Annotated in this window: 22 protein-coding genes; 21 read left to right on the forward strand and 1 reads right to left on the reverse strand. The window is 32.2% G+C overall.

Annotated elements, in window-relative coordinates; all coding sequences use genetic code 11:
- Positions 1-9: 9 nt before the first annotated feature.
- The 17 genes from AC4BC7_RS15190 (at position 10) to galU (ending at position 17,870) form a co-directional block, all read left to right on the forward strand.
- Positions 10-795 (forward strand): YveK family protein, encoded by a 786-nt coding sequence (locus AC4BC7_RS15190; protein WP_490503281.1) that lies wholly within the window; start codon positions 10-12, stop codon positions 793-795.
- Positions 796-804: 9 nt separating this feature from the next.
- Positions 805-1,503: a CpsD/CapB family tyrosine-protein kinase gene (locus AC4BC7_RS15195; RefSeq protein ID WP_490503282.1), complete on the forward strand. Its 699-nt coding sequence runs from the start codon at positions 805-807 to the stop codon at positions 1,501-1,503.
- Positions 1,504-1,524: 21 nt separating this feature from the next.
- Positions 1,525-2,289, forward strand: coding sequence for a tyrosine-protein phosphatase (locus AC4BC7_RS15200; protein WP_490503283.1), 765 nt, complete (start codon positions 1,525-1,527; stop codon positions 2,287-2,289).
- 11 nt (positions 2,290-2,300) lie between these two features.
- Positions 2,301-2,990, forward strand: coding sequence for a sugar transferase (locus AC4BC7_RS15205; RefSeq protein WP_490503284.1), 690 nt, complete (start codon positions 2,301-2,303; stop codon positions 2,988-2,990).
- Positions 2,991-3,008: 18 nt separating this feature from the next.
- Positions 3,009-3,458 (forward strand): PssD/Cps14F family polysaccharide biosynthesis glycosyltransferase, encoded by a 450-nt coding sequence (gene pssD / locus AC4BC7_RS15210; RefSeq protein WP_490503285.1) that lies wholly within the window; start codon positions 3,009-3,011, stop codon positions 3,456-3,458.
- The gene (pssE, locus tag AC4BC7_RS15215; protein ID WP_490503286.1) at positions 3,458-3,949 is read left to right on the forward strand and encodes a PssE/Cps14G family polysaccharide biosynthesis glycosyltransferase; all 492 of its coding nucleotides are present in this window, start codon (positions 3,458-3,460) and stop codon (positions 3,947-3,949) included. Before pssD ends, pssE begins: the two co-directional genes overlap by 1 nt.
- Complete coding sequence (locus tag AC4BC7_RS15220; protein WP_490503287.1) at positions 3,949-5,085, forward strand: polysaccharide pyruvyl transferase family protein; 1,137 nt, start codon at positions 3,949-3,951, stop codon at positions 5,083-5,085. The genes pssE and AC4BC7_RS15220 overlap by 1 nt, the downstream gene beginning before the upstream one ends.
- A 41-nt stretch (positions 5,086-5,126) precedes the next feature.
- Entirely contained in the window at positions 5,127-6,539 is a 1,413-nt protein-coding gene (locus tag AC4BC7_RS15225) for a Coenzyme F420 hydrogenase/dehydrogenase, beta subunit C-terminal domain (protein ID WP_490503288.1), read from the forward strand.
- Positions 6,540-6,568: 29 nt separating this feature from the next.
- Positions 6,569-7,315 carry a glycosyltransferase family 32 protein gene (locus tag AC4BC7_RS15230; protein WP_490503289.1) on the forward strand — a complete coding sequence of 249 codons (747 nt, stop codon included), beginning with the start codon at positions 6,569-6,571 and terminating at the stop codon, positions 7,313-7,315.
- A gap of 59 nt (positions 7,316-7,374) precedes the next feature.
- Complete coding sequence (locus AC4BC7_RS15235) at positions 7,375-8,382, forward strand: glycosyltransferase family 2 protein (RefSeq protein WP_490503290.1); 1,008 nt, start codon at positions 7,375-7,377, stop codon at positions 8,380-8,382.
- Positions 8,383-8,413: 31 nt separating this feature from the next.
- Positions 8,414-9,535 carry a polysaccharide pyruvyl transferase family protein gene (locus tag AC4BC7_RS15240; RefSeq protein ID WP_490503291.1) on the forward strand — a complete coding sequence of 374 codons (1,122 nt, stop codon included), beginning with the start codon at positions 8,414-8,416 and terminating at the stop codon, positions 9,533-9,535.
- 11 nt (positions 9,536-9,546) lie between these two features.
- Positions 9,547-11,046, forward strand: a complete 1,500-nt coding sequence (locus AC4BC7_RS15245) for a lipopolysaccharide biosynthesis protein (protein WP_490503292.1) — start codon at positions 9,547-9,549, stop codon at positions 11,044-11,046.
- Between the two features lie 34 nt (positions 11,047-11,080).
- Complete coding sequence (locus tag AC4BC7_RS15250; RefSeq protein WP_490503293.1) at positions 11,081-12,478, forward strand: Coenzyme F420 hydrogenase/dehydrogenase, beta subunit C-terminal domain; 1,398 nt, start codon at positions 11,081-11,083, stop codon at positions 12,476-12,478.
- Positions 12,479-12,520: 42 nt separating this feature from the next.
- Complete coding sequence (locus AC4BC7_RS15255) at positions 12,521-13,645, forward strand: EpsG family protein (protein ID WP_490503294.1); 1,125 nt, start codon at positions 12,521-12,523, stop codon at positions 13,643-13,645.
- Between the two features lie 712 nt (positions 13,646-14,357).
- Entirely contained in the window at positions 14,358-15,785 is a 1,428-nt protein-coding gene (gene istA / locus AC4BC7_RS15260; protein ID WP_093365140.1) for an IS21 family transposase, read from the forward strand.
- On the forward strand, positions 15,785-16,513 hold the full coding sequence (gene istB / locus AC4BC7_RS15265) for an IS21-like element helper ATPase IstB (RefSeq protein WP_490502869.1): 729 nt from the start codon (positions 15,785-15,787) through the stop codon (positions 16,511-16,513). The genes istA and istB overlap by 1 nt, the downstream gene beginning before the upstream one ends.
- A 484-nt stretch (positions 16,514-16,997) precedes the next feature.
- Entirely contained in the window at positions 16,998-17,870 is an 873-nt protein-coding gene (gene galU, locus AC4BC7_RS15270) for a UTP--glucose-1-phosphate uridylyltransferase GalU (protein ID WP_490503295.1), read from the forward strand.
- 49 nt (positions 17,871-17,919) lie between these two features.
- Here the strand turns inward: galU and galE are convergent, their stop codons facing one another.
- Positions 17,920-18,909, reverse strand: coding sequence for a UDP-glucose 4-epimerase GalE (galE, locus tag AC4BC7_RS15275; RefSeq protein ID WP_490503296.1), 990 nt, complete (start codon positions 18,907-18,909; stop codon positions 17,920-17,922).
- Positions 18,910-19,135: 226 nt separating this feature from the next.
- Between galE and AC4BC7_RS15280 the strand changes: the two genes are divergently transcribed.
- From AC4BC7_RS15280 to AC4BC7_RS15295, 4 genes are read left to right on the forward strand one after another with little or no spacing between them, the layout of a single operon-like run.
- Entirely contained in the window at positions 19,136-20,215 is a 1,080-nt protein-coding gene (locus AC4BC7_RS15280; protein WP_490503297.1) for a DUF871 domain-containing protein, read from the forward strand.
- The gene (murQ, locus tag AC4BC7_RS15285) at positions 20,202-21,098 is read left to right on the forward strand and encodes an N-acetylmuramic acid 6-phosphate etherase (protein WP_490503298.1); all 897 of its coding nucleotides are present in this window, start codon (positions 20,202-20,204) and stop codon (positions 21,096-21,098) included. Before AC4BC7_RS15280 ends, murQ begins: the two co-directional genes overlap by 14 nt.
- A gap of 16 nt (positions 21,099-21,114) precedes the next feature.
- Positions 21,115-22,548, forward strand: a complete 1,434-nt coding sequence (locus AC4BC7_RS15290; RefSeq protein WP_490503299.1) for a PTS transporter subunit EIIC — start codon at positions 21,115-21,117, stop codon at positions 22,546-22,548.
- Positions 22,548-23,165, forward strand: a complete 618-nt coding sequence (locus AC4BC7_RS15295; protein WP_490503300.1) for an HAD family hydrolase — start codon at positions 22,548-22,550, stop codon at positions 23,163-23,165. Before AC4BC7_RS15290 ends, AC4BC7_RS15295 begins: the two co-directional genes overlap by 1 nt.
- The last annotated feature ends 29 nt before the right edge of the window (positions 23,166-23,194 follow it).

A 23,194-nucleotide genomic window follows, 5' to 3' on the forward strand; every position in this document is an offset into this window, starting at 1 on the left:
GGAGAAAAGATGGAAGAAACAGTTAGTTTAAAAGAAATTTTTGAAGTTTTGAAAAAGCATATTGCTCTGATAATTGTTAGTATGTTTATTGGTGTAGGTTTAGCAGGTGCGATTACATTTTTTGTAATTACTCCTCAGTATAGTTCGCGTGCACAGTTAATTGTTACATTACCTCAAAATGAAAATGCAAATAGTAATTTGAATGATGTTAATTATAATTTACAAATGTTAAACACTTATAAAGATATTATTAAAGAGGGCGATGCTTTGGCCTTACAAGTTCAAGAACGTTTAGCGAAAGATTATAATATACAATTAACTCCTGGACAAATTAAAGAAGTTTTAGAAGTTACACAATCACAAAACTCACAAATGTTTTCAATTTCTGCTAGAAGTGCTAAAGCAATTGATGCCGAACACATTGCGAATACAGCAGCCGAAGTTTTTCAAGAAACAGTAAAAGATGTGTTAACGAATGTTGACAAAATCACGATTGTTTCTAAAGCTACTGCAAGTTCAAATCCAGTTTCTCCAAATAATAAACTGAATTTAGCTATTGGATTAGTTTTAGGAGTAATAGTAGGGGTAGGTTTAGCTTTCTTAATGCAATTATTAGATAGAACAGTTAAAGATAGTCGTTTTGTAACTGACAATTTAGAATTTACAATTTTAGGTACAGTACCACAAATGACACAAAAAGAAATTAATGCAACAACCCAAAAAATGCCTAAGAAGGCAGTAAAAAAAGTAGAAAATGATGAAGCAGCTACAAGACGTAGCCGTTCACGTGTCTAGGAGGATACTATGGCAAGAAAAGATCGTAAAGAACAAAAAACCAATCCTGTGAGTTTAATCACCTTAGTAGATCCTTCATCACCAGTTTCTGAGCAGTATCGAACCATTCGAACTAACATTCAATTTGCATCTTCTGTAGATCGGAAATTGCAAACCTTAGTTGTAACTTCTTCTGGTCCAAGCGAAGGGAAATCTACTACTTCAGCGAATTTAGCTGTTGTTTTTGCTAAGTCGGGGCAAAGAGTATTATTAGTAGATGCAGATATGCGTAAACCAACAGTATTTAAAACCTTCCAACTAACTAATGAGGTTGGATTAAGCACAATTTTGAGTACAGGAAAAAATGTTGGTGATGCAGCTCAACCAACAACTATTGAAAATTTATTTGTGTTAACGAGTGGTCCCAAACCTCCTAACCCATCAGAATTATTGGGATCAATGCGTATGGATCAAGTTATTCAAGAAGCAAGAAACTTATACGATATTATTATTTTTGACATGCCACCTGTAGTTGCAGTAACAGATGCTCAAATTATGGCATCGAAAGTTGATGGAACACTTTTAGTTATTCGTGAAAATGTAACCAAGAAAGAATCTGTTACTAAAGCCAAGGAACTCTTACATCTAGTAAATGCAAGAGTTTTAGGTGTTGTGTATAATGGGGCTGAACAAAGTAAGGACCAAGGTTACTATTACTATTCAAGTTAAATTTTGAAGGAGTCGAATGAAATGATTGATTTACATTGCCATATTTTACCAGGAATCGATGATGGAGCAGAAAACATAGAAGATAGTATTGCGATGGCTGAGAAAGCTATTAGTCAAGGTATTACTCATATTTTATGTACACCACATCATAATAATGGTCGATACGAAACTCCAAAAGAATCAGTCATTCATTCGGTTTCATTATTACAAGCTGAATTGGATAAACGTAATTTAAACTTGACCTTATTAGAAGGACAAGAAGTCCGAATCACGGGAGATTTGATTGAGGAAATTAATAAAAATCGAATCTTATTTACTGATTTGGATGATACATATATATTAATTGAATTTCCAACGATGGATATACCAGCATATACTGAACAAATTTTCTTCGAATTACGTGCATTAGGTAAAATACCAGTGATTGTTCATCCAGAACGGAATGCGAAATTTAGAGAAGATCCTAATTTATTGATTCCGTTCTTAGAAATGGGATGTTTGGCACAATTGACTGCTCCGAGTATTGTAGGAACATTTGGTAAGCAAATACGAAAAACAGCAATAGAAATGATTAAACATAATTTAGTGCAAATGGTGGCTTCTGACGCACATGGAGTAAAGAAAAGAACCTTTTATATGGAAGAAGCCTATGAAATTATTGGAAAAGAATTTGGAAAAGAAAAAGTTCAGGGTATGCAACAAGTTGCAAAAGATCTTTTAAATGGGGATCTTGTTAATTATCCTATATATGAAGAAGTGAAGAAGAAAAAATTCGGTTTATTTTAGGGGGAATAACAATGGGAGAAAATGTTCAACCATCTAATAAATTATCAGTTAAGAATACGCATAACATTATTAATCCACAGTTTGTTAAAAAAAAATATTTTTATCATTTCATTAAACGAACAGTAGATATTGTAGGAAGTTTATTAGGGTTAGTTATATTAGCACCCATATTTTTAATTGTAGCAATTTTAATGAAAAATGAAGAGCCTACAGGACCGATTTTTTTCGCACAAACACGTATTGGAAAGAACGAGAATGAATTTAAAATGTTTAAATTTCGTTCAATGTGTGTAAATGCAGAGGAAAAGTTGGCTGAATTATTGAAACATAATGAAGTTGAGGGTGCGATGTTTAAAATGAAAGAAGATCCTCGTGTAACTAAAGTAGGAAAGTTTATTCGCAAGACAAGTATTGATGAATTGCCTCAACTGTGGAATGTTTTAAAAGGAGAGATGAGTTTAGTAGGACCTCGTCCACCTTTATTAAGGGAAGTTGCCGAGTACACTGAATACGATAAACAAAGATTGTTAGTTAAACCAGGATGCACGGGATTATGGCAGGTAAGTGGAAGAAATGAAGTAGGATTTGATGAAATGGTTGAATTAGATATTCAATATATACAAAACTTGAATATGTGGAATGATATAAAGATAATTTTTAAGACAATAGGTGTAATGATTAAACCTAATAGTGCATATTAAGGAGAGTAGAGGAGAAGAATGAAAGTATGTTTAGTAGGATCCAGTGGAGGGCATCTGACTCACCTGTATTTGTTGAAACCTTTTTGGGAAAATGAAGAAAGAATTTGGGTGACTTTTGATAAAGAAGATGCCAGAAGCATTTTAAAAAATGAAAAAGTATATCCTTGTTATTTTCCAACTAATCGTAATATAAAAAATTTAATTAAAAATACTTGGTTGGCTTTTAGAATATTGAGAAAAGAAAAACCAGATGTGATTATTTCCTCAGGTGCTGCTGTAGCTGTTCCTTTCTTTTATTTAGGTAAAATATTTGGCTCAAAAACTATATATATAGAAGTATTTGATAGAATAGATGCACCAACAGTAACAGGGAAACTCGTATACCCAGTTACTGACAAGTTTATTGTTCAGTGGGAAGAAATGAAAAAGGTATATCCTAAAGCAATTAATTTAGGAGGTATTTTTTAATGATTTTTGTGACAGTTGGGACACATGAGCAAGCATTTGATCGTTTATTAGAAGAAATAGATAACCTAAAAAAAGAAAATGTAATTACAGAAGAAGTATTTATTCAAGCGGGTTATTCTACTTATCAACCTAAATATTGTGAATGGAGTAAATTCGTAAAATTTGATGAAATGAAAGACTATATTGAGAAAGCTAGAATAGTCATCACTCACGGTGGACCAGCAAGTTTTCTAAGTGTTTTAGAACAAAAAAAATCTCCAATTGTTGTTCCTCGGAAAGTGGAATTTAATGAACATGTCAATGATCATCAGCTAGATTTTGCTATTAAAATACGTGATTTAGGTTATAAAATACTAGTAATTGATGATATTAATACGCTAGGTGAAACTATTATGAATTATAAGAATAGTGAAGAACCATTCAATTCAAATAATAAAAAATTTAATGATAAACTAGTTGAAATAACAAAAGAATTATTAGGAGTTAATTAATGAAAAAAATTGGGATTATGTCAATGCAAAGAATCTATAATTATGGATCGTTTTTGCAAGCGTATGGATTGAAAAAACTAATTGAGAACAGCTCTAAAGATGTATCTGTTCAATTTATTGACTATGAAGCAGGGAAACCGTTAGTTAATTCCAAAATAAAGGAACCTACTGGAATCAAACGAGTTTTACATAAATTAAAAGAGTATAACGATGTAGACTCTAGTCTGATAAATAAAATTAAGTTTTTTAATCATAAAAGAACGTATTCTAGAAGATTTTTTCCAATATTAGAAATTACGGCTGAAAGAAAAGATGCGACAGGATTAGATTTACTTGTTATTGGTAGTGATGAGGTATTTAATTGTGTCCAGTCAAATACTAATGTAGGCTATTCACCAGACTTATTTGGACGAAATACGAAAGCGAAAGAAGTTATTTCTTATGCAGGTTCTTTTGGAAATACTACTATAGAGAAGATTGAAAATTACGGAATAAAAAATGAATTACAAGAAGATTTTTCAAATTTTAAAGCTGTTTCTGTACGAGATAATAACTCATTAAAAATAGTAAGAGAATTAGGTGTGAAGTCACCGGTGTTAAACGTTGATCCGGTATTAGCATATGATTATATGAGGTTAGAAAATCAAATTCCTAGTCAAAGATTATATAAAGAAAAATATATGATTGTATATGGTTATTCAGGTAGACTAACTAAAGAAGAAAATGAAGTTTTGAAAACATATGCTAAAGATAAAAACCTTAAAATATTATGTTTCGGTGGAGTTCAAGGGTGCTGTGATGAATTCGTAGATTGTACACCATTTGAATTACTAGCTTATTTTAGAGATGCAGATTTTATTGTAACAGATACTTTTCATGGTACGATTTTTTCTATTATTAATAAAAAGAATTTTGCTACAATTATTAGAAAAAGTATAGGTAATAGCTACGGTAATGAAGAGAAATTAGGTTTTTTACTTGAATTATTCAACTTATCATCACAACGAATAGATAAGGTAACACACTCTAAGTTACAAGAGGTTTTAAATAATCAAATTAATTATAAATTAGTTTTTGAGGAATTAGAAAATAGAAGAAGAGATACAAAAATATATTTGAAAAATAATGTCAATTAAATATATTAGTTACTACTATCATCCAAATGTTGGAGGAAACTATGAATAAATTAAGAAATATTTACAATACAGTTGTTCAAGACGGTATGGATTTTGGAACAGGTGTTTGGACTGTTATCAGTCCAAAAATACAAAACAGAATGAATGAATATGGAGAATTTGAAACTTATATAGACGAAAAAGATTTAGATTCTTTTACAGAAGAAGAAATAAGAAAAATAGAAGCCATAACTATTGGATGGAAAGAAACAAAAGGAATTGGTGAAATTTCAAAATCTTTATTTGAAAACTATGAGGGGATAAAATACAATCACAGTCTAGGATACTATTTGGATATTTTTGCAGGTTATGTTCAGGAAGATGATTATCGTAAAAATGCTACTTCAGGAGGCTTTGGTACGTGGATTTTGAAAGAATTATTTGAACAAAAAATAATTGATGGTGTTATTCACGTTAGAGAATCAAGTAATAATGAATTACTTTTTGAATACACAGTCTCTAATACTATAGAAGGAATTCAACAAGGTGCGAAAACTAGATATTATCCCGTAGAGTTGTCTAAAGTATTAAAATATGTGAGACAAAATAAAGGTAAATATGCTATTGTAGGCGTTCCTAGTTTTATTTATTCTATCCGTTTATTAGCAGAACAAGATAAACTTATTAAAGAACGAATTATATACACTATTGGATTAATTTGTGGACATCAAAAAAGTGCTAATTATTTAAAATCTTTGGTTAGGCAAGTAGGCATAGATTATAACTTATTAACTGGAGTGGACTTTAGAAAAAAAATTGAACAAGAAAATGCAGATGAATACATCATCGAATTTACTTATAACGAAAATGGGACAGAAAAAAAAGTAATAAAAAAAATGCGAGACTTAGTAGGTTATAGTTGGGGACAAGGTCATTTTAAAATAAAAGCTTCTGATTTTACTGATGATGTTATGAATGAAACTGCAGACATCACACTAGGGGATGCTTGGATACCACCATATAAATTTGATGGCAAAGGAAATAATATACTAATTGTTCGAAATCCAATAATTTATGATCTAATTGTGAAAGCATCTAATGAAGGTAGAATTAAGGTGAATCAACTAACAGAAAAACAAGCATATGCTTCTCAACCAGGACATTTTAGACATACAGTGGATGAGTTACCTTATAGAATCCAAAAAAGAATAAAAAAACAAGAATGGGTTCCAGAAACTAGAATTGATGAAAATGAGACAGTTCCGTATTTAAGAAAAAAAGTTCAAGATGTCCGAGAAGAAATAAGAGATACTAGTAAAGAAGCATATTTAAACGATAATGAAAATTTTGAAAATTATATTTTAAAAATGAAAAAATTAGAGAAAAAATATAATGCTGTATATAGTTTAATAGAAATAAAACGTTTAGGTTTCAAAGGGTCTATAAAAAAGGCTAGAAAACGTTTTTTTAAATAGAGTCCAATTGGATAGAAAAGAGTGATTAAGTGATTCCCAAAAAAATTTTTTATTGTTGGTTTGGAATGAATGAAATGTCTATTGAATTGAAACGGTATTTAAATAGTTGGCGAAAATATTGTCCAGATTATGAAATAATAGAATTAAATGAAACTAATTTTGATTATACAAAATATCAATTTTCTAGAGAAGCTTATGAAACTCAAAATTGGGCATTTGTTTCTGATGTGGCAAGATTAGAAGCAATATATAATTATGGTGGAATATATTTAGATACGGATGTAGAAGTTCTGAAAAGTTTTGATGATTTGCTAAATCTTAGAGGTTTTGTTGGAGCAGAAGACAAATATGACTTGAATACGGGAGCAGCTTTTGGTGCAGAAAAAAAACATCCTATAATTTTAGAAAATTTGATGGAATATAAAAATTTACCCTTAATAGTTAATAATAAAGTTAATAAAGTTACCTGTGTAGAATTGACAACTAGAGTCATGAAAAGACATGGTTACAAAAATGCCCAAAGAGTACAAGAATTTGCAGGAATAACAGTGTTTCCATCAGAATATTTTTCACCATTGAAACTTACTAATAACAAATTAAATGTTACTAAAAATACTTATTCAATACATTATTATACAACAAATTGGAAAAATAGAACAAACTTAAAAAAATGGATTGTTAGAAGAACTGTTCCAATTAAAAAATTTTCCAGAAGAAAAATAGATGATATTTTTGGTGAGAATACTTATAATTATTTAAAAAGTAAGTTGAAATAGCAAGGGGATTTTCGGGAAACTCTATATGTCACTCTATAAATTTATAAGGAGCTACTTTTATGGGTAATAAACAGACCCCTGTTATATCAGTAATTATACCTGTGTATAATGTAGAAAACTATATTTGTGAATGCCTTGACTCTATTTTGTGTCAAGATTGTGATAATTATGAGATTATATTAATAAATGATGGTTCTACAGATAATTCTTTATCTGTATGTACTGAATATGCTAATCATAATTCGAAAATAAAAGTTTTTACACAAGATAATCAAGGTGTCTCACAGGCAAGAAATTTAGGTATGTCAAAATCAGTAGGACAATATATATGGTTTATTGATCCAGATGATTATATTCATTGTAAATCATTTTATATATTAAATAAACTTATTGTAAAAGAAATTCCAGATATTATTCTTTTTAATTTTTATATTGTAAATACGAATTCAATGTATGAGCATCAGCTAAATAAGAGCTATCGGCAAAAGACACAGCTTTCGATTTTAGAGGCTTACCAAAGCATTCTGTTGGGGAGCGGTTTTCAAGGATTTGTTTGGAATAAAATATACCGAAGAGAAATAATAAATAATATTAAATTTAATAATGATATACATTATTTAGAAGATGCCATATTTAATACTTATGCTATTAAAAATTCTAAGAAAATTTTTTGTTTACCTATTTCTTTGAATTATTATAGACAACGAGAAAATTCAGCTGTGAATACTTTTAATAAGAGGCAATTATCATATCTAAAAGCTTTAGACATTTTAACTGAACAAATGCCTGTTGAATTTACAATTGATATTATAAATAAAAAACAATTGGCGTTAATTAAATTTGCTGCACAATGTATATTAAAAGATAATAAGCTATATAAGCAACTTAAAAATCAATTTAAAAATAATATTACTAAAAATTATAAGTCTATAACTTTGAAAAGTTTCGAAAAAAAAATTCTACTTATAGGAAATCATAATTTTTTATTTGCAACAATACTTTTTTTTATAAAAGAAAAGATTGTAAAAAATGGTTTTTATTATAAAGTAAAAAATTTACAAAAATAAAGTTTATTGGGTATTTAATGGAGGAAGAAAAGTGAAAATAGCTATAAGCACTATAGTTGATTATAATAACTATGGTAATAGACTTCAAAACTATGCTTTACAGAAAGTGCTAGAAGATTTGGGACATGAAGTTGTTACTATTAGAAATTTTACTGATATACAAAACCCTTTTTTAGTAAAGGTTTTTGTAAATTTAAAAGATGGAAAACTTTTAAAAAAGGTAACTAATAAATTTTTGCAAAAAAATAAAAGTCAAAATTTTTATCAATATGATTTGACTAGAAATGATAATTTTAAGAATTTTACTCGAAAATATATTCACGAAACTGATTTTTCTATTAATCAAGAGACTACAGACTTTACATTCGATGAAGAATTTGACTGTTATGTTATTGGAAGCGATCAAGTCTGGAATTACAATTTTACAAGATTTTCAACACTAGATTTTATTGATTTTTCAAAAAAAACTAAAATTAGTTACGCTGCCTCATTTGGGGTAGATAGTATACCTGAAAAATATAAAGCAATATATAAAAAAGGATTAAATAGTATTGAATTCCTTTCTGTTAGAGAAGCGTCTGGAGTTCACCTTGTAAATGATATAACTGGAAATACTGCGGAGTTAGTTTTGGATCCTACCTTATTACTTTCAAAGAGTAATTGGAAAGATTTGATAGATAATAAAAAAAAATATGATGAAAAATTTGTATTGACTTATTTTTTAGATGAAGTAACAAATGAGAATAATGACTATATAAACAAATTTGCTAAAGAAAATTCATTAGAAATAAAGAAATTAGGTTCAAGAAAAGATTTAGAGTTATGGGTTTCAGACCCATTAGAATTTGTTAACTTATTTTCTCAAGCAGAAGCTATATTTACTGATTCTTTCCATGCATGTGTTTTTTCTATAATATTTGAGAAATATTTCGAAGTATTTAAAAGAAATAATGAAGGACCATCTATGTCGACTAGAATTGATTCGTTATTGTATGAAATGAATTTATTAGAACAGTGGCATACTTCTCAAGATAGTTTGAAAATAATTCCTATAAACTATAATCAGACCTTAAAAAGAGTTAAATTGCGTAGGAAAGAATCTCTAGCATTTTTGAAGAATGCTTTGGATAGTGTTAATGATTCACTAAAGTAAGGAGTAAATGAATGATAAAACAGAGAAAAATCGGTGCGCTTTTATCATATTTTAATATTATTGCTAAAAATGTCGTTAATTTTATGTATACACCATTTTTATTAACATATATAGGTCAATCAGACTATGGTCTTTTTCAAATGACTAATTCAGTAATAATGGGATTAAGTTTGTTGTCAATGGGGTTTTCTAGTGCATATGTTAAGTTTTATATGGGGTATAAAGTTAAAAATCAAAAAGAAGAAATAAAAAAATTGAATGCTTTATATTTAATTTTATTTTTATTTATTAGCTTTATATCTCTAATTATAGGTTTTTTTTTGGTATATAATGTAAACACAATTTTTAGTAGTAGTTTATCGGCTAGAGAAATCCAATTAACTAAGTATTTAATGATGATTATGGTTATAAATATTGGATTAACTTTTCCTTCGTCAGTGTTTGATTCTAATATAATAGTCAATGAAAGATTTATTTTTCAACAAGGAAGGCAATTGATACAAACTTTATTGGTTCCCATAATATCTATTCCTCTTATTTTATTGGGGGTAGGAGTTTTATCTATAGGAATAACGCAAACTATTGTAACAATTATTTTTCTTATTCTAAATATTAATTTCTGTATAAAAAAATTAGATATGAAATTTGATTTCAAAGACTTACCAATTAAATTATTGAAAGACTTAGCAATTTTTTCTTTTTTTATCTTTTTAAATCAAATGGTTGATTTGGTTAATAATAATGTTCCTAATTTTATATTGGGAATATTTAAAGGTGCCAAACAAGTTGCAACTTTCGCAATTGCTATACAAATAAAAAATATGTTTTTTATGCTGTCAACATCATTATCTAGCATGTTTGTTCCAAGAGTAAATGAAATTGTAAACACTGAAAGTAATAAGGATATTCTAACCAATTTAATGATTAAGGTTGGTAGAATACAGATGACTCTCCTCTTTTTTGTTTTGGGTGGATTTATAGTGGTAGGAAGGTATTTTATTAATATCTGGGCTGGAAAAGAAAATACGTTAGCTTATGAACTAATAATATTGATGGTGTTGCCCTCAATAATCCCATTATGTCAAAATATAGGAATTGAAATACAAAGAGCTATGAATAAACATATATTTCGTTCGATTTCATACACTATTTTTGCTGTTATTAATATCCTAATTACTATTATTGGGACAATTTATTGGGGCTTACTGGGTGCTTCGTTAGGATACGTTGTTAGTATACTTTGTGCTAATGGAATATTAATGAATTGGTATTACCATACAAAAATGGGATTGGATATGAAAAAATACTGGAAAAGTACTTTAAACGTTCTAATTCCTTTTATAGTAACGACAGTGTTTCTATTATTTTTACAAAAAATTATTACAATTGATTCATTTAAAATATTTATTTTGTTTGGAGTAATGTATATTGCAATATATGCTGTTATACATATTAAATTTGTCATGAATGATTATGAAAAAAGTTTATTGAAATTTAATAAAATTAAGTGATTACAAAATTTTTTGATTAATAAAGGATGGTATTATGGATAACTTTGAAAAAGTATTCAATAAAGTTGTTGCAAATGATTATAGTTTTGGTACAGGTGTGTGGCCAGTTGTTAATGATAATATAAAAATGAAGATGGATAGTACTGGTAAATATGTACCTGTCCCTATTAAAAAGTCTTATCCATTTTCAAATGAAGAAGTGGAACTATTAAAAAGAGTATCCAATACTTTAAATAACAAAAAGATAGATGATATATCAAAATCTTTGTTTTCAAATAATGAGAATATTAAATTTGATAAAAGAATTGGTTATTACTCAAAACTATGCGTTGGACATGTCGTTGAAGGGGAATTTCGTGAAGAAGGTAGTTCAGGTGGATTTGGAACTTGGATTTTAAAAGAATTGTTTGAAAAAGATTATATTGATGGTGTGATACACGTAAAAGAAACTACCTCAAAAGAAAAACTTTTCAAGTACGATATATCTAATACAGTTGAAGAAATAATTAAAGGTTCTAAAACAAGATATTATCCTGTTGAGTTATCAGAAGTTTTAAGATTAGTAAAAGAAAAACCTGGTAGATATGCAATAATTGGTTTACCTAGTTTTATAACTAGCATTCGTTTGCTTTCAGAAGTAGATCCAGTAATAAAAGAAAGAATAAAATTTACTGTAGGATTAGTTTGTGGTCATCAGAAAACAACAAAATTTGGGGAATTTCTTGCATGGCAATGTGGAATAGAACCTGGTAATTTAGAAAAAATCAATTTTCGCAAAAAACTTAATAATGAACCAGCAAGTTCATATGCTATTGAGGTTACAGGAAGAGTTAATGGTGTTCAAAAAACTATTGTGAAAGAAATGAAAAATCTGTTTGGAGGAGATTGGGGACAAGGATTTTTTAAAATTAAAGCATCTGATTTTACTGATGATGTTATGAATGAAACTGCTGATATTACATTAGGTGATGCTTGGTTACCAGAATATTCAAAAGATAGTAAAGGTAATAATATTATTATTGTGAGAAATCTAATAATTGAAAATATACTAGAAGAAGCAATTAACAGACAAAGTGTAAATGTAGATATTGTAGATGCCAATACAATTTATAGATCACAAATTTCTCATTATAGACATACTCAAGAAGAATTAGCATATCGTCTATATATAGAAGAAAAAAATAATAATTGGGTTCCTGAAACTAGAGTAGTTGCAGATAACAATATTCCGTATTTTAGAAAGAAAATCCAAAAACAAAGAGAAAAAATTAGAAATATGGCACCACTATATTATGAACAAGCTGTCAAGAAAAATGATTTATCTTATTTTATAAGAAAGATGACACCATTAACTAAGCACTATAAGAATTTATATAGGATGGATAATATAAGTAAAAAAATAAAGAATAAATTTAGGATGAAGAATAAATAGTTTAATAATATTATTTATGACTCAAATGGAGATAGTGATAAAATGATTTACTTTTTAACTTTTTTTATATTAATTGTGTTGATTGGAAGTTGTGAATATTCTATTAAGCTAAGTAACAGTGAAAATCTTTTAACAAATAGACAATTGGGCAAAAGTTCTCTTTTAAGAATAATTTTACTTTATTTATTAATAGTATCTTTTATTGCATTATGGTTAATAGGTGCTTTAAGAAAGGATGTTGGAATAGATTATCAAACCTACAGTATACTACAAATTCCTAGGGTTTTATCGGGAGAGTTAGATGCAGTTGAACCTTTGAGTTCTCTAATTTTTATATTAGGAGATAAATTAGGTTCTTATCAACACATATTTTCAATTATACAGATTATAATAGTTTTCTTTTCTATTAAAGCAATTTATGATCAATCAAAAAACTATACTTTATCTTTTCTTTTATTGTTTTTAACAGGATACTTTAATACTTCATTAAATTTAATGAGACAGTGTATAACCATCGCTATATTTTTATATTCGCTAAAATATATAAAAGAAAGAAAATTAATAAAATATTGTTTTTGGATACTTATAGCTTTTCTTTTTCATAAGACAGCTATACTATATGCTCCTATTTATTTTATTTATAATATTAAATTTACTAGAATTAGAGCAGTTATATTTTTACTATTAACAGCCATATCTTCATTATTTTTCGATAGTATTTTATACAAAATTACTCAATATTTTCAAATTTATACCAATTATTGGGGTAGTACAGAGATGGGACAAAGAATAGATGCGAAGTTTAGCGGTTCATATTGGGTTTTGAATATACTAGTAATGTTAATAATGTTGTTTATATACTACAATGCAAAAATTAATGATTTAAAACTAAGTAGAGAATTAGATTTTTATTTATATCTTCAGTTAATTTGTATAGGTATTATGATTATTGCATTTAATGCGTATGTGCCAAATTTTGATCGTATATTAACTATGTTTTCTTATACGCAAATTATTGCTATACCAGCTTTTTTTAATTTAAAAATAAATTCACTTGTTAAAAAAACACTATTATTTTTATTAATTGGCGTATATTTAATAATATTTATACGTTTATTTATAATTAGTAATATTGGAGGAACGTTTCCATATCAAAGTATATTTTAATTTTAAATATAACTTTATTATGAATTTGGATAAAAATAATTTTTATTATTTATGGAGGGATTATACTGGAGAGAAGTACGTGGGTTAACATTAGAGCAGTATCTATTATTTGTGTAGTACTAATTCACTATACAAGGGGATTAAGTAAACTTAGTGAGATTCTCAAATAAATAATCCAATAAATTTATTTATGAACCAAATTGGCAGATTTGCTGTTCTTATTTTTTATTTCATCAGGATATCGTTTAACAATAGGAAAGAGATATTTACAAAATTATAAAACTTAGTTTTATAAAAGAGTCACAATATTGCCTGCATATATATTTTGGAGTATTATTTATTTTATTATTATTGTTGGAGTAGATGAAAGAAACTTAAAAAGTTTTGTCAGTAAAGATATATTTTTTTACTTGTTGTTATGTGTTTCTTTTTTTGGTTCAATATTCTATCAATTAGGAATAGAAACACAGATACTTTATTATTAGATATGGATTGCATTCTTTGCTTTAGGAATTCAGTTAGTATTAAAAAATCAATTTTTAGAATTTATTAAAGCTAAAGATGTTTGTGGCAAGATAGACGTACATACAATTGCAGCGCAAAAGTACATAACTCCGCAAGCAGCTTAGGGTAAAATAAAAAGCCATTGCGGGCGTCCTGAAATTCCTCTAAAGTTATAGTTCCGACACTGTAACTGGAGGTAAGAAAGGGAATGCTCGCAATGACCGATATTAATACTATCAGAAATCTACGAAACAATCACGATAAATCTATTCAACACATAGCTGACGAATTGGAAATCAACTGGCGCACCGCAAAAAAGTATGCAGATGAGGATCTTTTACCTGAGCCGAAGGTCCGAAAGAAAACGGGCATGATGTATGTGGAACACTGGGGAGGCATCGTTGCTCTCTGGCTTTCTGAAGATTCTAAGCTCCCGAAGAAGAAGCGTAGGACCGTTGACTTTATGACTAAAGAATTGAAGAACCAGGGGTTCCCCGGTTCGTATCGCACGGTTTGTGATTTCGTTAGGGACTGGAAAGCCACTCACTACGTTGAAGCCAATGAAGATCAAGGCTTTGAGCGTTTGGAACATCCTCCGGCGGAAGCGCAGCTGGATTTTGGCACCATGGAGGTCTGCCATGAAGGAGCCTTTAAGGATATCAAAGCACTCGTGATGTCTTTTCCTTATAGTAACGGCGGATTTGCGGTGGCATTACCAGCGGAGAATCAAGAGTGTCTACTTGAAGGAATGAAGGAGCTATTCCGACAAGTTGGCGGCGTCCCACGAAAAATTCGCATTGATAATATGTCTACGGCAGTAACGCAAGTAAAGTCGAAGACGGAACCAGCAGTGTTAACGGATGGGTTTCTGCAGTTCGCTACGCATTATGGGTTTGAGACACAGGTGTGCAACCCTAGAAGCGGAAATGAAAAAGGCAGCGTAGAAAATAAAGTCGGCTATGTTCGCTACAACTTCTTTCCGGCCACTCCAATCATGAAGGACTTCGCAAGCTTTAATGAGGCATTGGCGGTTCAATTAGCGAAAGACAGGGAACGCGTTCATTATGAGAAACATGTACTTATCAGTGAACTCTGGCTTGAGGAAAAAGCGGATCTTTTGGCATTGCCCGATGTCGCATATCCAGTCTTCAAGGAAATCGAAGTAAAAGCCAATAAGTACAACGAAATCAAGCTGGATGGCGAGCGAATCCATGTTCCTCGCGCCCGGAACCATTCCATCATCTACGGGCTGCTTCGCTTTGACTCCTATCAACTGGTTAGCACGGATGGTGAAATTATCGCTGAAGGCCCCCGGCCCTACATGATGAAGAAACGAGCGATTGACTGGCAAGCAATACTACTCGATTGGCGGCGCAAATTGCGTGCGATGCATTACTCTCGTTACTGGAAATATCTACCCGAACGCATCAAGCTCTATCTCAGCCATCCCGATTGGAAAGAACAGGCAAAGCGTGTAGATCAGCTTCTCGTTTTTCTCGTCACCAACGATATGTTAGGTATTGATCAGAACTTCTACGACCTTATCGGTTCTTCGAAAGAAACGGATGCCTATGATGTGGATTGGAATGACTATGATGCATTTCTCAAGTCATCTAATGGGGAGGCGGCGAGTTGATGGAAACCGATCGTTTAGAAGAGGTTTGTAAGCAGTTGCGGCTCTCTCATATTCCTAGAGTCATTGGAACGGAGGGCTTTGAAACCAAAGAAGATTGGTTGCTATTCCTGTTAGAGAATGAATTGAAGTGCCGGGAAGAACTAAAGACAGCTCGGCTCTTCAAACAGGCCAAATTCCCTGTACGCCGGACTTTAGACAACTACGACTGGCATGATCATATCACGCTGCCAAATCCGACCACAAAGGAAGAGTTAATCAGCCTCTCCTTTATCCGCCAAAAAGAAAACGCCGTTTTCGTGGGTACCCCAGGAACTGGTAAGACGCATTTAGCTTGTGCTCTTGGCCAAATGGCCACGCATGCTGGTGTTGAAACACGCTTCTGGCGAGTCTCTGAATTGGTGGGAGAATTGGAACGTCAATGGAAGAACAACACGTTGGAGACCTTCAAGCACCGCTTTGACAAGGTGAAGTTGGTTATCCTAGATGAGATGGGCTATGTGCCGTTCACTAAGGAAGGTGCCGAGTTGCTCTTCCAGCTGATCAGTGATTGGTATGAAACGAAAAGTATCATCATCACCAGTAATTTGGAGTTCAGCCAATGGAATAAGGTGTTTATCGATACACGTTTGACGGCGGCATTGGTGGACCGCTTAATTCATCACGCACACATTTTAAGCTTCACCGGAGAGAGCTTCCGGCTCAAAAACGCTCTATCAAGACCAAAATAATCAGAGAAAAATTTCAGGCGCAAAGGTGTGTACTTTTTCTTTGCAATATTGTGTAGGAAGGTCTTGCAAAACACAAAAGAAGCAAGAATATGTATATGTGGTTTATTTTTGACTTTATTTTCAGCATATATATCAGTATTTAACAGAGATTTTTTAGTAAGCACTAGTACAATGAGACCAGCAGTATGTATATATACATTAGGAATATTAGGTGTTGCTTTAAGCAAATTTTATATTCCTAAAAAAAATCCAACTATTTTTGATGAGAATTCGTTAACTATTTATTATGTACATCCATTATTTATAATTGTATTTAATAAAATTTTTCTGCAACTAAATGTTGATATTAGTACTTGGTATATAAGTATAATTTTATTTATTCTAGTAATAATAAGCTCATTGTTTTTTTCTAAATTGCTAAACTTTGTAATAAATGAATTGAGAAGTATAATTGTAAAAAGATTTTAATAGGAGAGTTAATAAAATGACAAAAGTACGTAAAGCAATAATCCCAGCAGCAGGATTAGGAACAAGATTTTTACCAGCAACGAAAGCTATTGCAAAAGAAATGTTACCAATTATTGATAAACCCACAATTCAATTTATCGTAGAAGAAGCAATTGCTTCTGGAATTGAAGATATTTTGGTAGTAACAGGTAAAGCGAAACGCCCAATTGAAGATCATTTTGATTCTAACTTTGAATTGGAACATAATTTAGAAAAATCAGGTAAAAAAGAATTACTTGCATTAGTAGAAGAGACAACAGGGATTCGTCTACATTTTATTCGTCAAAAACGCCCATTAGGATTAGGTCATGCGGTATTACAGGCAAAGTCATTTGTGGGTAATGAACCATTTGTTGTTATGTTAGGTGACGATATTATGGTTGATGAGGTTCCTTTAACAAAGCAATTGATGAATGACTATGATAACACTAAAGCTTCTACACTTGCTGTAATGCCGATTCCTCATGAGGATACGTCAAAATATGGTGTAATTGATCCAACTTCTGAAGTTTCTAAAGGATTGTATGATGTAAAAGCATTTGTTGAAAAACCACAACCTGAAGATGCTCCTAGTGATTTGGCTATCATTGGACGCTATCTATTAAAACCAGAAATTTTTGATATTTTAGAAACACAAGAACCTGGTTTAGGTGGAGAAATTCAATTAACGGATGCGATTGATACATTGAATAAAACACAGCGCGTATTTGCTAGAGAATTTACTGGAAAACGTTATGATGTTGGTAATAAATTAGGAATGTTGGAAGCAAATATTGAATTTGGTTTGAAACATCCTGAAATCAAAGATGGATTAAAAGTATATTTGAAAGAATTAGCTGCAAAACTATAATATAAACCACTCGGATAAATCTTAATGATTATCCGAGTGGTTTATTATTTTACTCTTCATATCCATTTGGATGACTCACATGCCAATTCCAAGCAGTTTCAATAATTTTCTTCACATCTGTATACTGTGGTTCCCACCCCAATACGTCTTTTGCTTTATCACTTGAAGCGACCAATGTGCTTGGATCGCCTGCACGACGTGGGGCGATGACCGCTGGGATTTCTTTTTGCGTGACTTCTCGAGCGGCTTCTAACATTTCTTTCACAGAGTAGCCATTGTTGCTACCTAAATTAAAGACATTGCTTTCATTCCCAGCTTTTAAATAATCTAAGGCTAATAAATGTGCCGCAATTAAATCTTCTACGTGGACATAATCACGAATACATGTGCCATCTGGTGTATTGTAGTCGTCCCCAAAAATAGATAATGCCTTGCGTTGCCCTAATGCCACTTGTAAAATAATTGGAACTAAATGTGTTTCTGGTGTATGATCCTCACCAATCGAAGCATCTGCTTTTGCCCCAGCAACATTGAAATAACGTAAAGCTACAAACTTCATACCATATGCGTTGTCACACCAGTTCATCATTTTTTCCATCATCAACTTACTTTCACCATATGGATTTTTCGGATTCGTTGAGGTCGTTTCTGAAATAGGTGACACTTCTGGTTCGCCATACGTAGCGGCTGTTGAAGAAAAGACAATGTGTTTCACCTCATGTTCTTGCATCACTTCTAACAAAATTTGCATGCCATAGACATTATTATTGAAGTATTTTAATGGTTTTTCAACGGATTCTCCAACTAACGAACTTGCTGCAAAATGAATGACACCATCAATCGTTTCCTTTTCAAAAACTTCTGTTACAAATGCTTTGTCACGAACATCCCCTTCATAAAAGCGTGAGTCTTGATGCACAGCCGCACGGTGCCCAGTCAATAAATTGTCAATCACTACAACATCTTCACCACGTTGAATTAATTGATTCACAGCGTGCGAGCCGATATAACCAGCTCCACCTAATACTAAAATAGACATTTGTTGTCCTCGCTTTCGTTTCTTATAATCTTCATTGTATATGTTTCATATTCATCTGACAAATGCATTTAATTATCTAAATAATTAAAAATTATAATTCATTGGCTAAATTAAACTTTATATAAATGAAATTTAATTTCTTTTATATTTTAAAATACAAAAATATTTGAAATTTAATTTCTTTTAGTTTATAATGTAAGCGTATTAAAGAAAGGGGCGTGAGGTTGTGTTAGGTTTTTCCGTATTCTTAGGAGATGAGTTTCAAGAGTCTAAACGGTTATATATTGAAAAAATGTTTCATAGTGGATTTAATCGAGTGTTTACTTCGTTGCACATTCCAGAAGATGATGAGTCACGGATGGTAGCTAATTTGAAAGAGCTTTGTAAACTTACGAAGGCATTTAATTGTTCATTAATGGTTGATATTTCGAGTGATGGTTTGCGACGGCTTCAGATTGATTTGAATGATAAACAGATGATAGCTCAACTTTTGTCTTTGGGTGTGACTGGGATTCGGATGGATTATGGGATTGATTTTCAAACGATTGCTAGGGTTTCACAACAGTTGGTCGTTGGTTTGAATGCATCGACGTTAACAGAGACGGATGTTGAAGAGTTAGTTAACTATCAAGCGAATTTTGAGAATATGGAATTATGGCACAATTATTATCCTCGGCCTGAAACGGGTTTATCTGAACATTATTTACACGCATTAAATCAGAAATGGCGAAAATTAGGTTTTAAAATTATAGCGTTTGTTCCAGGGGATAAAAATTTACGTGGACCATTACATGCGGGGTTGCCAACGTTAGAAGGTCATCGTCTGAAGCATCCGTTAGTTGCGGCAGTTGATTTATTACAAAATTATGTATGTGATGAGGTTTGTATTGGTGATGAAGGATTAAGAGAACAGACGCAACAGCAATTTATTGCGTATTTCAAAGAGCAAAAGGTTGTTTTACCGGTGCAAATAATTGATGAGACACATCGTGAGCTATTTATTGGAATCCATACGAATCGAGTGGATGATGCGCGTGATGTCTTACGGAGTCAGGAGGCACGATTCAAACAATTACCACTGATTATTCCGAATGATAGCTTACCAAGAAACAAAGGTAGTGTGACGCTGGATAATCAGAAGTATTTGCGTTATATGGGAGAGCTTCAAATCAGTAAACGGGATTTACCAGCGGATGAAAAGGTAAATGTCGTGGCAAAAGTAATAGATTCAGAGGTAGACCTTCTTACATGTGTGTTACCAGGTTATCGATTTGAATTAGTAGAAAGTGGGAATGACAATGAGTAATTTAGAGAATTTAACAACAGAAACAAGAAATCCGAAGACGATGCATCTGGATCAGATGACGATTATGGATGTATTACAGACAATGAATGAGGAAGATCGCCAAGTGCCACTGGCGATTGAAAAAGTGATGCCACAAATCGAAACCGTTGTGGCTCAAATTATTCAAGCCTTTAATAAGCAGGGACGATTGATTTATATGGGGGCTGGAACAAGTGGTCGGTTAGGTGTGTTGGATGCGGCTGAATGTGTGCCAACTTTTGGTACAGATCCTGAGATGGTACAAGGTTTGATTGCAGGTGGGATGCAGGCAATGACGGTTGCTGTAGAAGGTGCGGAGGACTCGGAAGAATTAGGTCGTAAGGATTTAGAAGCTATTTCATTAACGGCAAATGATATTGTGGTTGGGATTGCGGCTAGTGGTCGGACACCTTATGTGATTGGTGGTTTAGATTATGCAACTGAAATTGGTGCAACGACTGCGACAATTTCATGTAATACAGATGCGGCAATTAGTCATCATGCGACCTATCCGATTGAAGTTGAAGTGGGGCCAGAAGTTTTAACGGGTTCAACACGTTTAAAATCAGGAACTGCTCAAAAATTAGTTTTAAATATGTTATCCACTGTCTCGATGATTGGCATTGGGAAAGTATACAAAAATTTAATGGTCGATGTTCGTCCAACGAATGAAAAATTAGTGGAACGCGCCAAACGAATTATCATGCAAGCAACGGAGTGTTCCTATGAAGTAGCTGAAGCAGCTTTTGAGGCAGCCGATGAAAATGTGAAGTTGGCTATTGTGATGATTTTGACTGGAGAAACAAAAGAACTAGCATCTGAAAAGTTACTGACAGCGAACGGCTTTATTCGTCAAACATTATAAAAGGGGGAAATAAAAAATGGCAGACAAAAATCAACAAATTGCACAAGGGATTTATGACCATGTAGGTGGAATGAACAATGTGAATAAGATTGTTCATTGTATGACTCGTGTGCGTATGGAAATTCGCGATTACAGTTTGGTTGATATTGAAGGATTGAAAAAAGTTCCTGGGGTAATGGGCGTTGTAGAAGATGATACGTTACAAGTGGTTGTTGGTCCAGGTACAGTAAATAAGGTAGCTCAACATATGGTCGATATGGCAGGTGTTGCTTTAGGAGAAACGTTACCTTCACAAGCATCTGTAAGTGGACGGACTGCTGTCGAAGAAAAGGCGGCTCAGACAAAAGCTGCTGTGAAACAGAAAAATCAAAAACCATGGTCGAAGGCATTGAAAGCTATTGCGAATATTTTCGTTCCATTGATTCCAGCATTTGTTGGTGCAGGGATTATTGGTGGTTTTGCTTCCATTCTAAAAAACTTAATAGCAGCAGGACAGCTTTCGGGTGATATGTGGGTCAACATTGCAACGGTTTGTGGCATTATTCAAAGTGGTGTTTTTACTTATTTAGTGATTTATGTTGGGATTAATAGTGCGCGTGAGTTCGGGGCATCGCCGAGTTTAGGTGGTGTTATCGGTGGGGTTACAATGCTGACAGGCATGAGCCCGGATACACCGTTAACCAATATTTTTACTGGTCAACCGCTTGCTGCGGGACAAGGTGGCGTGATTGGGGTCATTATTGCTGTTTATTTAATGTCTTTAATTGAAAAACGATTGCACAAAGTGATTCCCGAATCTGTTGACATTATTGTGACGCCAGTAATTACCTTATTGATTATGGGCTTGGCAACGATTTTCTTGATTATGCCATTAGCCGGTTTTATTTCAAATGGTTTAGTTGGCGGAATTAACTGGGTTCTAAATGTAGGTGGCGCATTCTCTGGTTTTGTGTTAGGAGCAGCATTCTTACCAATGGTTATGTTTGGTTTACACCAAATTTTGACTCCTATTCATTTGCAAATGATTGAAAGTGGTGGCAGTACTTTATTATTACCAATTTTAGCGATGGCAGGTGCTGGTCAAGTGGGAGCAGCAATCGCTTTATGGGTCAAATGTTACCGCAACAAATCCCTTGTTGAATTAATTAAAGGGGCATTACCGGTTGGGATTTTAGGAATTGGTGAACCTTTGATTTATGGTGTGACTTTGCCTTTAGGTCGTCCATTTATCACTGCTTGTATTGGTGGCGGTATTGGCGGTGCAGTCATCGGGTTATTTGGTAATGTGGGCGCAACTTCTATTGGACCAAGTGGCGTGGCATTAATTCCTTTGATTGCTAATGGTCATTGGTTGAACTATATTATTGGATTGCTTGCAGGATATGCGGGTGGTTTTATTATGACGTATCTATTTGGTACTACGAAAGAAATGCAAATAGGAGAAGCTTAATGAAAAAAGCAGTCATTTTTGATATGGATGGCGTCATTGTTTTTTCAGAAAGTCACTACCGTCAACGGCGTAAACTATTTTTTGCTCAACATGATATTCCTTTAACAGATGAGTTTCAAAAAAAATTAGTAGGTTCTAATTCACGAGATATGTTTGAACTATTAATTGAAGATGTAGAAAAACGAAAGTGGTTGATTGAACAGTATGCAGAGTTTCGTGCGAATTATCCGATTGACTATCGTGAAATTTTTAATGCGGAAATCGTGCCAACGTTAGAAGCGTTAGCCAATCAAGGTATACGGATGGCTGTTGCGTCTTCGTCCTCCTTAGAAAATATTCAAATGATTTTAACAGAAAATCAGATTTTATCGTATTTTGAATTGTTAGTCAGTGGAGATAAATTTCAACGAAGTAAACCTAATCCAGAAATCTATCAGTATACGGTGAAAAAATTAGATTTAACACCAGATGACTGTTTAGTGGTAGAAGATTCTTCAATTGGTATTTCTGCTGCTGTAAATGCTGATTTAGAGGTTTTGGCATTAAATAATGATGACCCTGCAGCAACTGTTCCGATTCAATCGGTGAGTGAAGTGTTGAAATATATCGAATTATAGAGCATACGAACTGTATGCTCTTTCTTTTT

The organism is Enterococcus sp. AMC1623 (assembly GCF_058216495.1).

What these genes read in the sequence shown, in the direction of transcription:
- AC4BC7_RS15190 (WP_490503281.1), top strand. Translation starts at nt 10, where the DNA reads ATGGAAGAAACAGTTAGTTTAAAAGAAATTTTTGAAGTTTTGAAAAAG.
- AC4BC7_RS15195 (WP_490503282.1), top strand. Translation starts at nt 805, where the DNA reads ATGGCAAGAAAAGATCGTAAAGAACAAAAAACCAATCCTGTGAGTTTA.
- AC4BC7_RS15200 (WP_490503283.1), top strand. Translation starts at nt 1,525, where the DNA reads ATGATTGATTTACATTGCCATATTTTACCAGGAATCGATGATGGAGCA.
- AC4BC7_RS15205 (WP_490503284.1), top strand. Translation starts at nt 2,301, where the DNA reads ATGGGAGAAAATGTTCAACCATCTAATAAATTATCAGTTAAGAATACG.
- pssD (WP_490503285.1), top strand. Translation starts at nt 3,009, where the DNA reads ATGAAAGTATGTTTAGTAGGATCCAGTGGAGGGCATCTGACTCACCTG.
- pssE (WP_490503286.1), top strand. Translation starts at nt 3,458, where the DNA reads ATGATTTTTGTGACAGTTGGGACACATGAGCAAGCATTTGATCGTTTA.
- AC4BC7_RS15220 (WP_490503287.1), top strand. Translation starts at nt 3,949, where the DNA reads ATGAAAAAAATTGGGATTATGTCAATGCAAAGAATCTATAATTATGGA.
- AC4BC7_RS15225 (WP_490503288.1), top strand. Translation starts at nt 5,127, where the DNA reads ATGAATAAATTAAGAAATATTTACAATACAGTTGTTCAAGACGGTATG.
- AC4BC7_RS15235 (WP_490503290.1), top strand. Translation starts at nt 7,375, where the DNA reads ATGGGTAATAAACAGACCCCTGTTATATCAGTAATTATACCTGTGTAT.
- AC4BC7_RS15245 (WP_490503292.1), top strand. Translation starts at nt 9,547, where the DNA reads ATGATAAAACAGAGAAAAATCGGTGCGCTTTTATCATATTTTAATATT.
- AC4BC7_RS15250 (WP_490503293.1), top strand. Translation starts at nt 11,081, where the DNA reads ATGGATAACTTTGAAAAAGTATTCAATAAAGTTGTTGCAAATGATTAT.
- AC4BC7_RS15255 (WP_490503294.1), top strand. Translation starts at nt 12,521, where the DNA reads ATGATTTACTTTTTAACTTTTTTTATATTAATTGTGTTGATTGGAAGT.
- istA (WP_093365140.1), top strand. Translation starts at nt 14,358, where the DNA reads ATGCTCGCAATGACCGATATTAATACTATCAGAAATCTACGAAACAAT.
- istB (WP_490502869.1), top strand. Translation starts at nt 15,785, where the DNA reads ATGGAAACCGATCGTTTAGAAGAGGTTTGTAAGCAGTTGCGGCTCTCT.
- galU (WP_490503295.1), top strand. Translation starts at nt 16,998, where the DNA reads ATGACAAAAGTACGTAAAGCAATAATCCCAGCAGCAGGATTAGGAACA.
- galE (WP_490503296.1), bottom strand. Translation starts at nt 18,909, where the DNA reads ATGTCTATTTTAGTATTAGGTGGAGCTGGTTATATCGGCTCGCACGCT.
- murQ (WP_490503298.1), top strand. Translation starts at nt 20,202, where the DNA reads ATGACAATGAGTAATTTAGAGAATTTAACAACAGAAACAAGAAATCCG.
- AC4BC7_RS15290 (WP_490503299.1), top strand. Translation starts at nt 21,115, where the DNA reads ATGGCAGACAAAAATCAACAAATTGCACAAGGGATTTATGACCATGTA.
- AC4BC7_RS15295 (WP_490503300.1), top strand. Translation starts at nt 22,548, where the DNA reads ATGAAAAAAGCAGTCATTTTTGATATGGATGGCGTCATTGTTTTTTCA.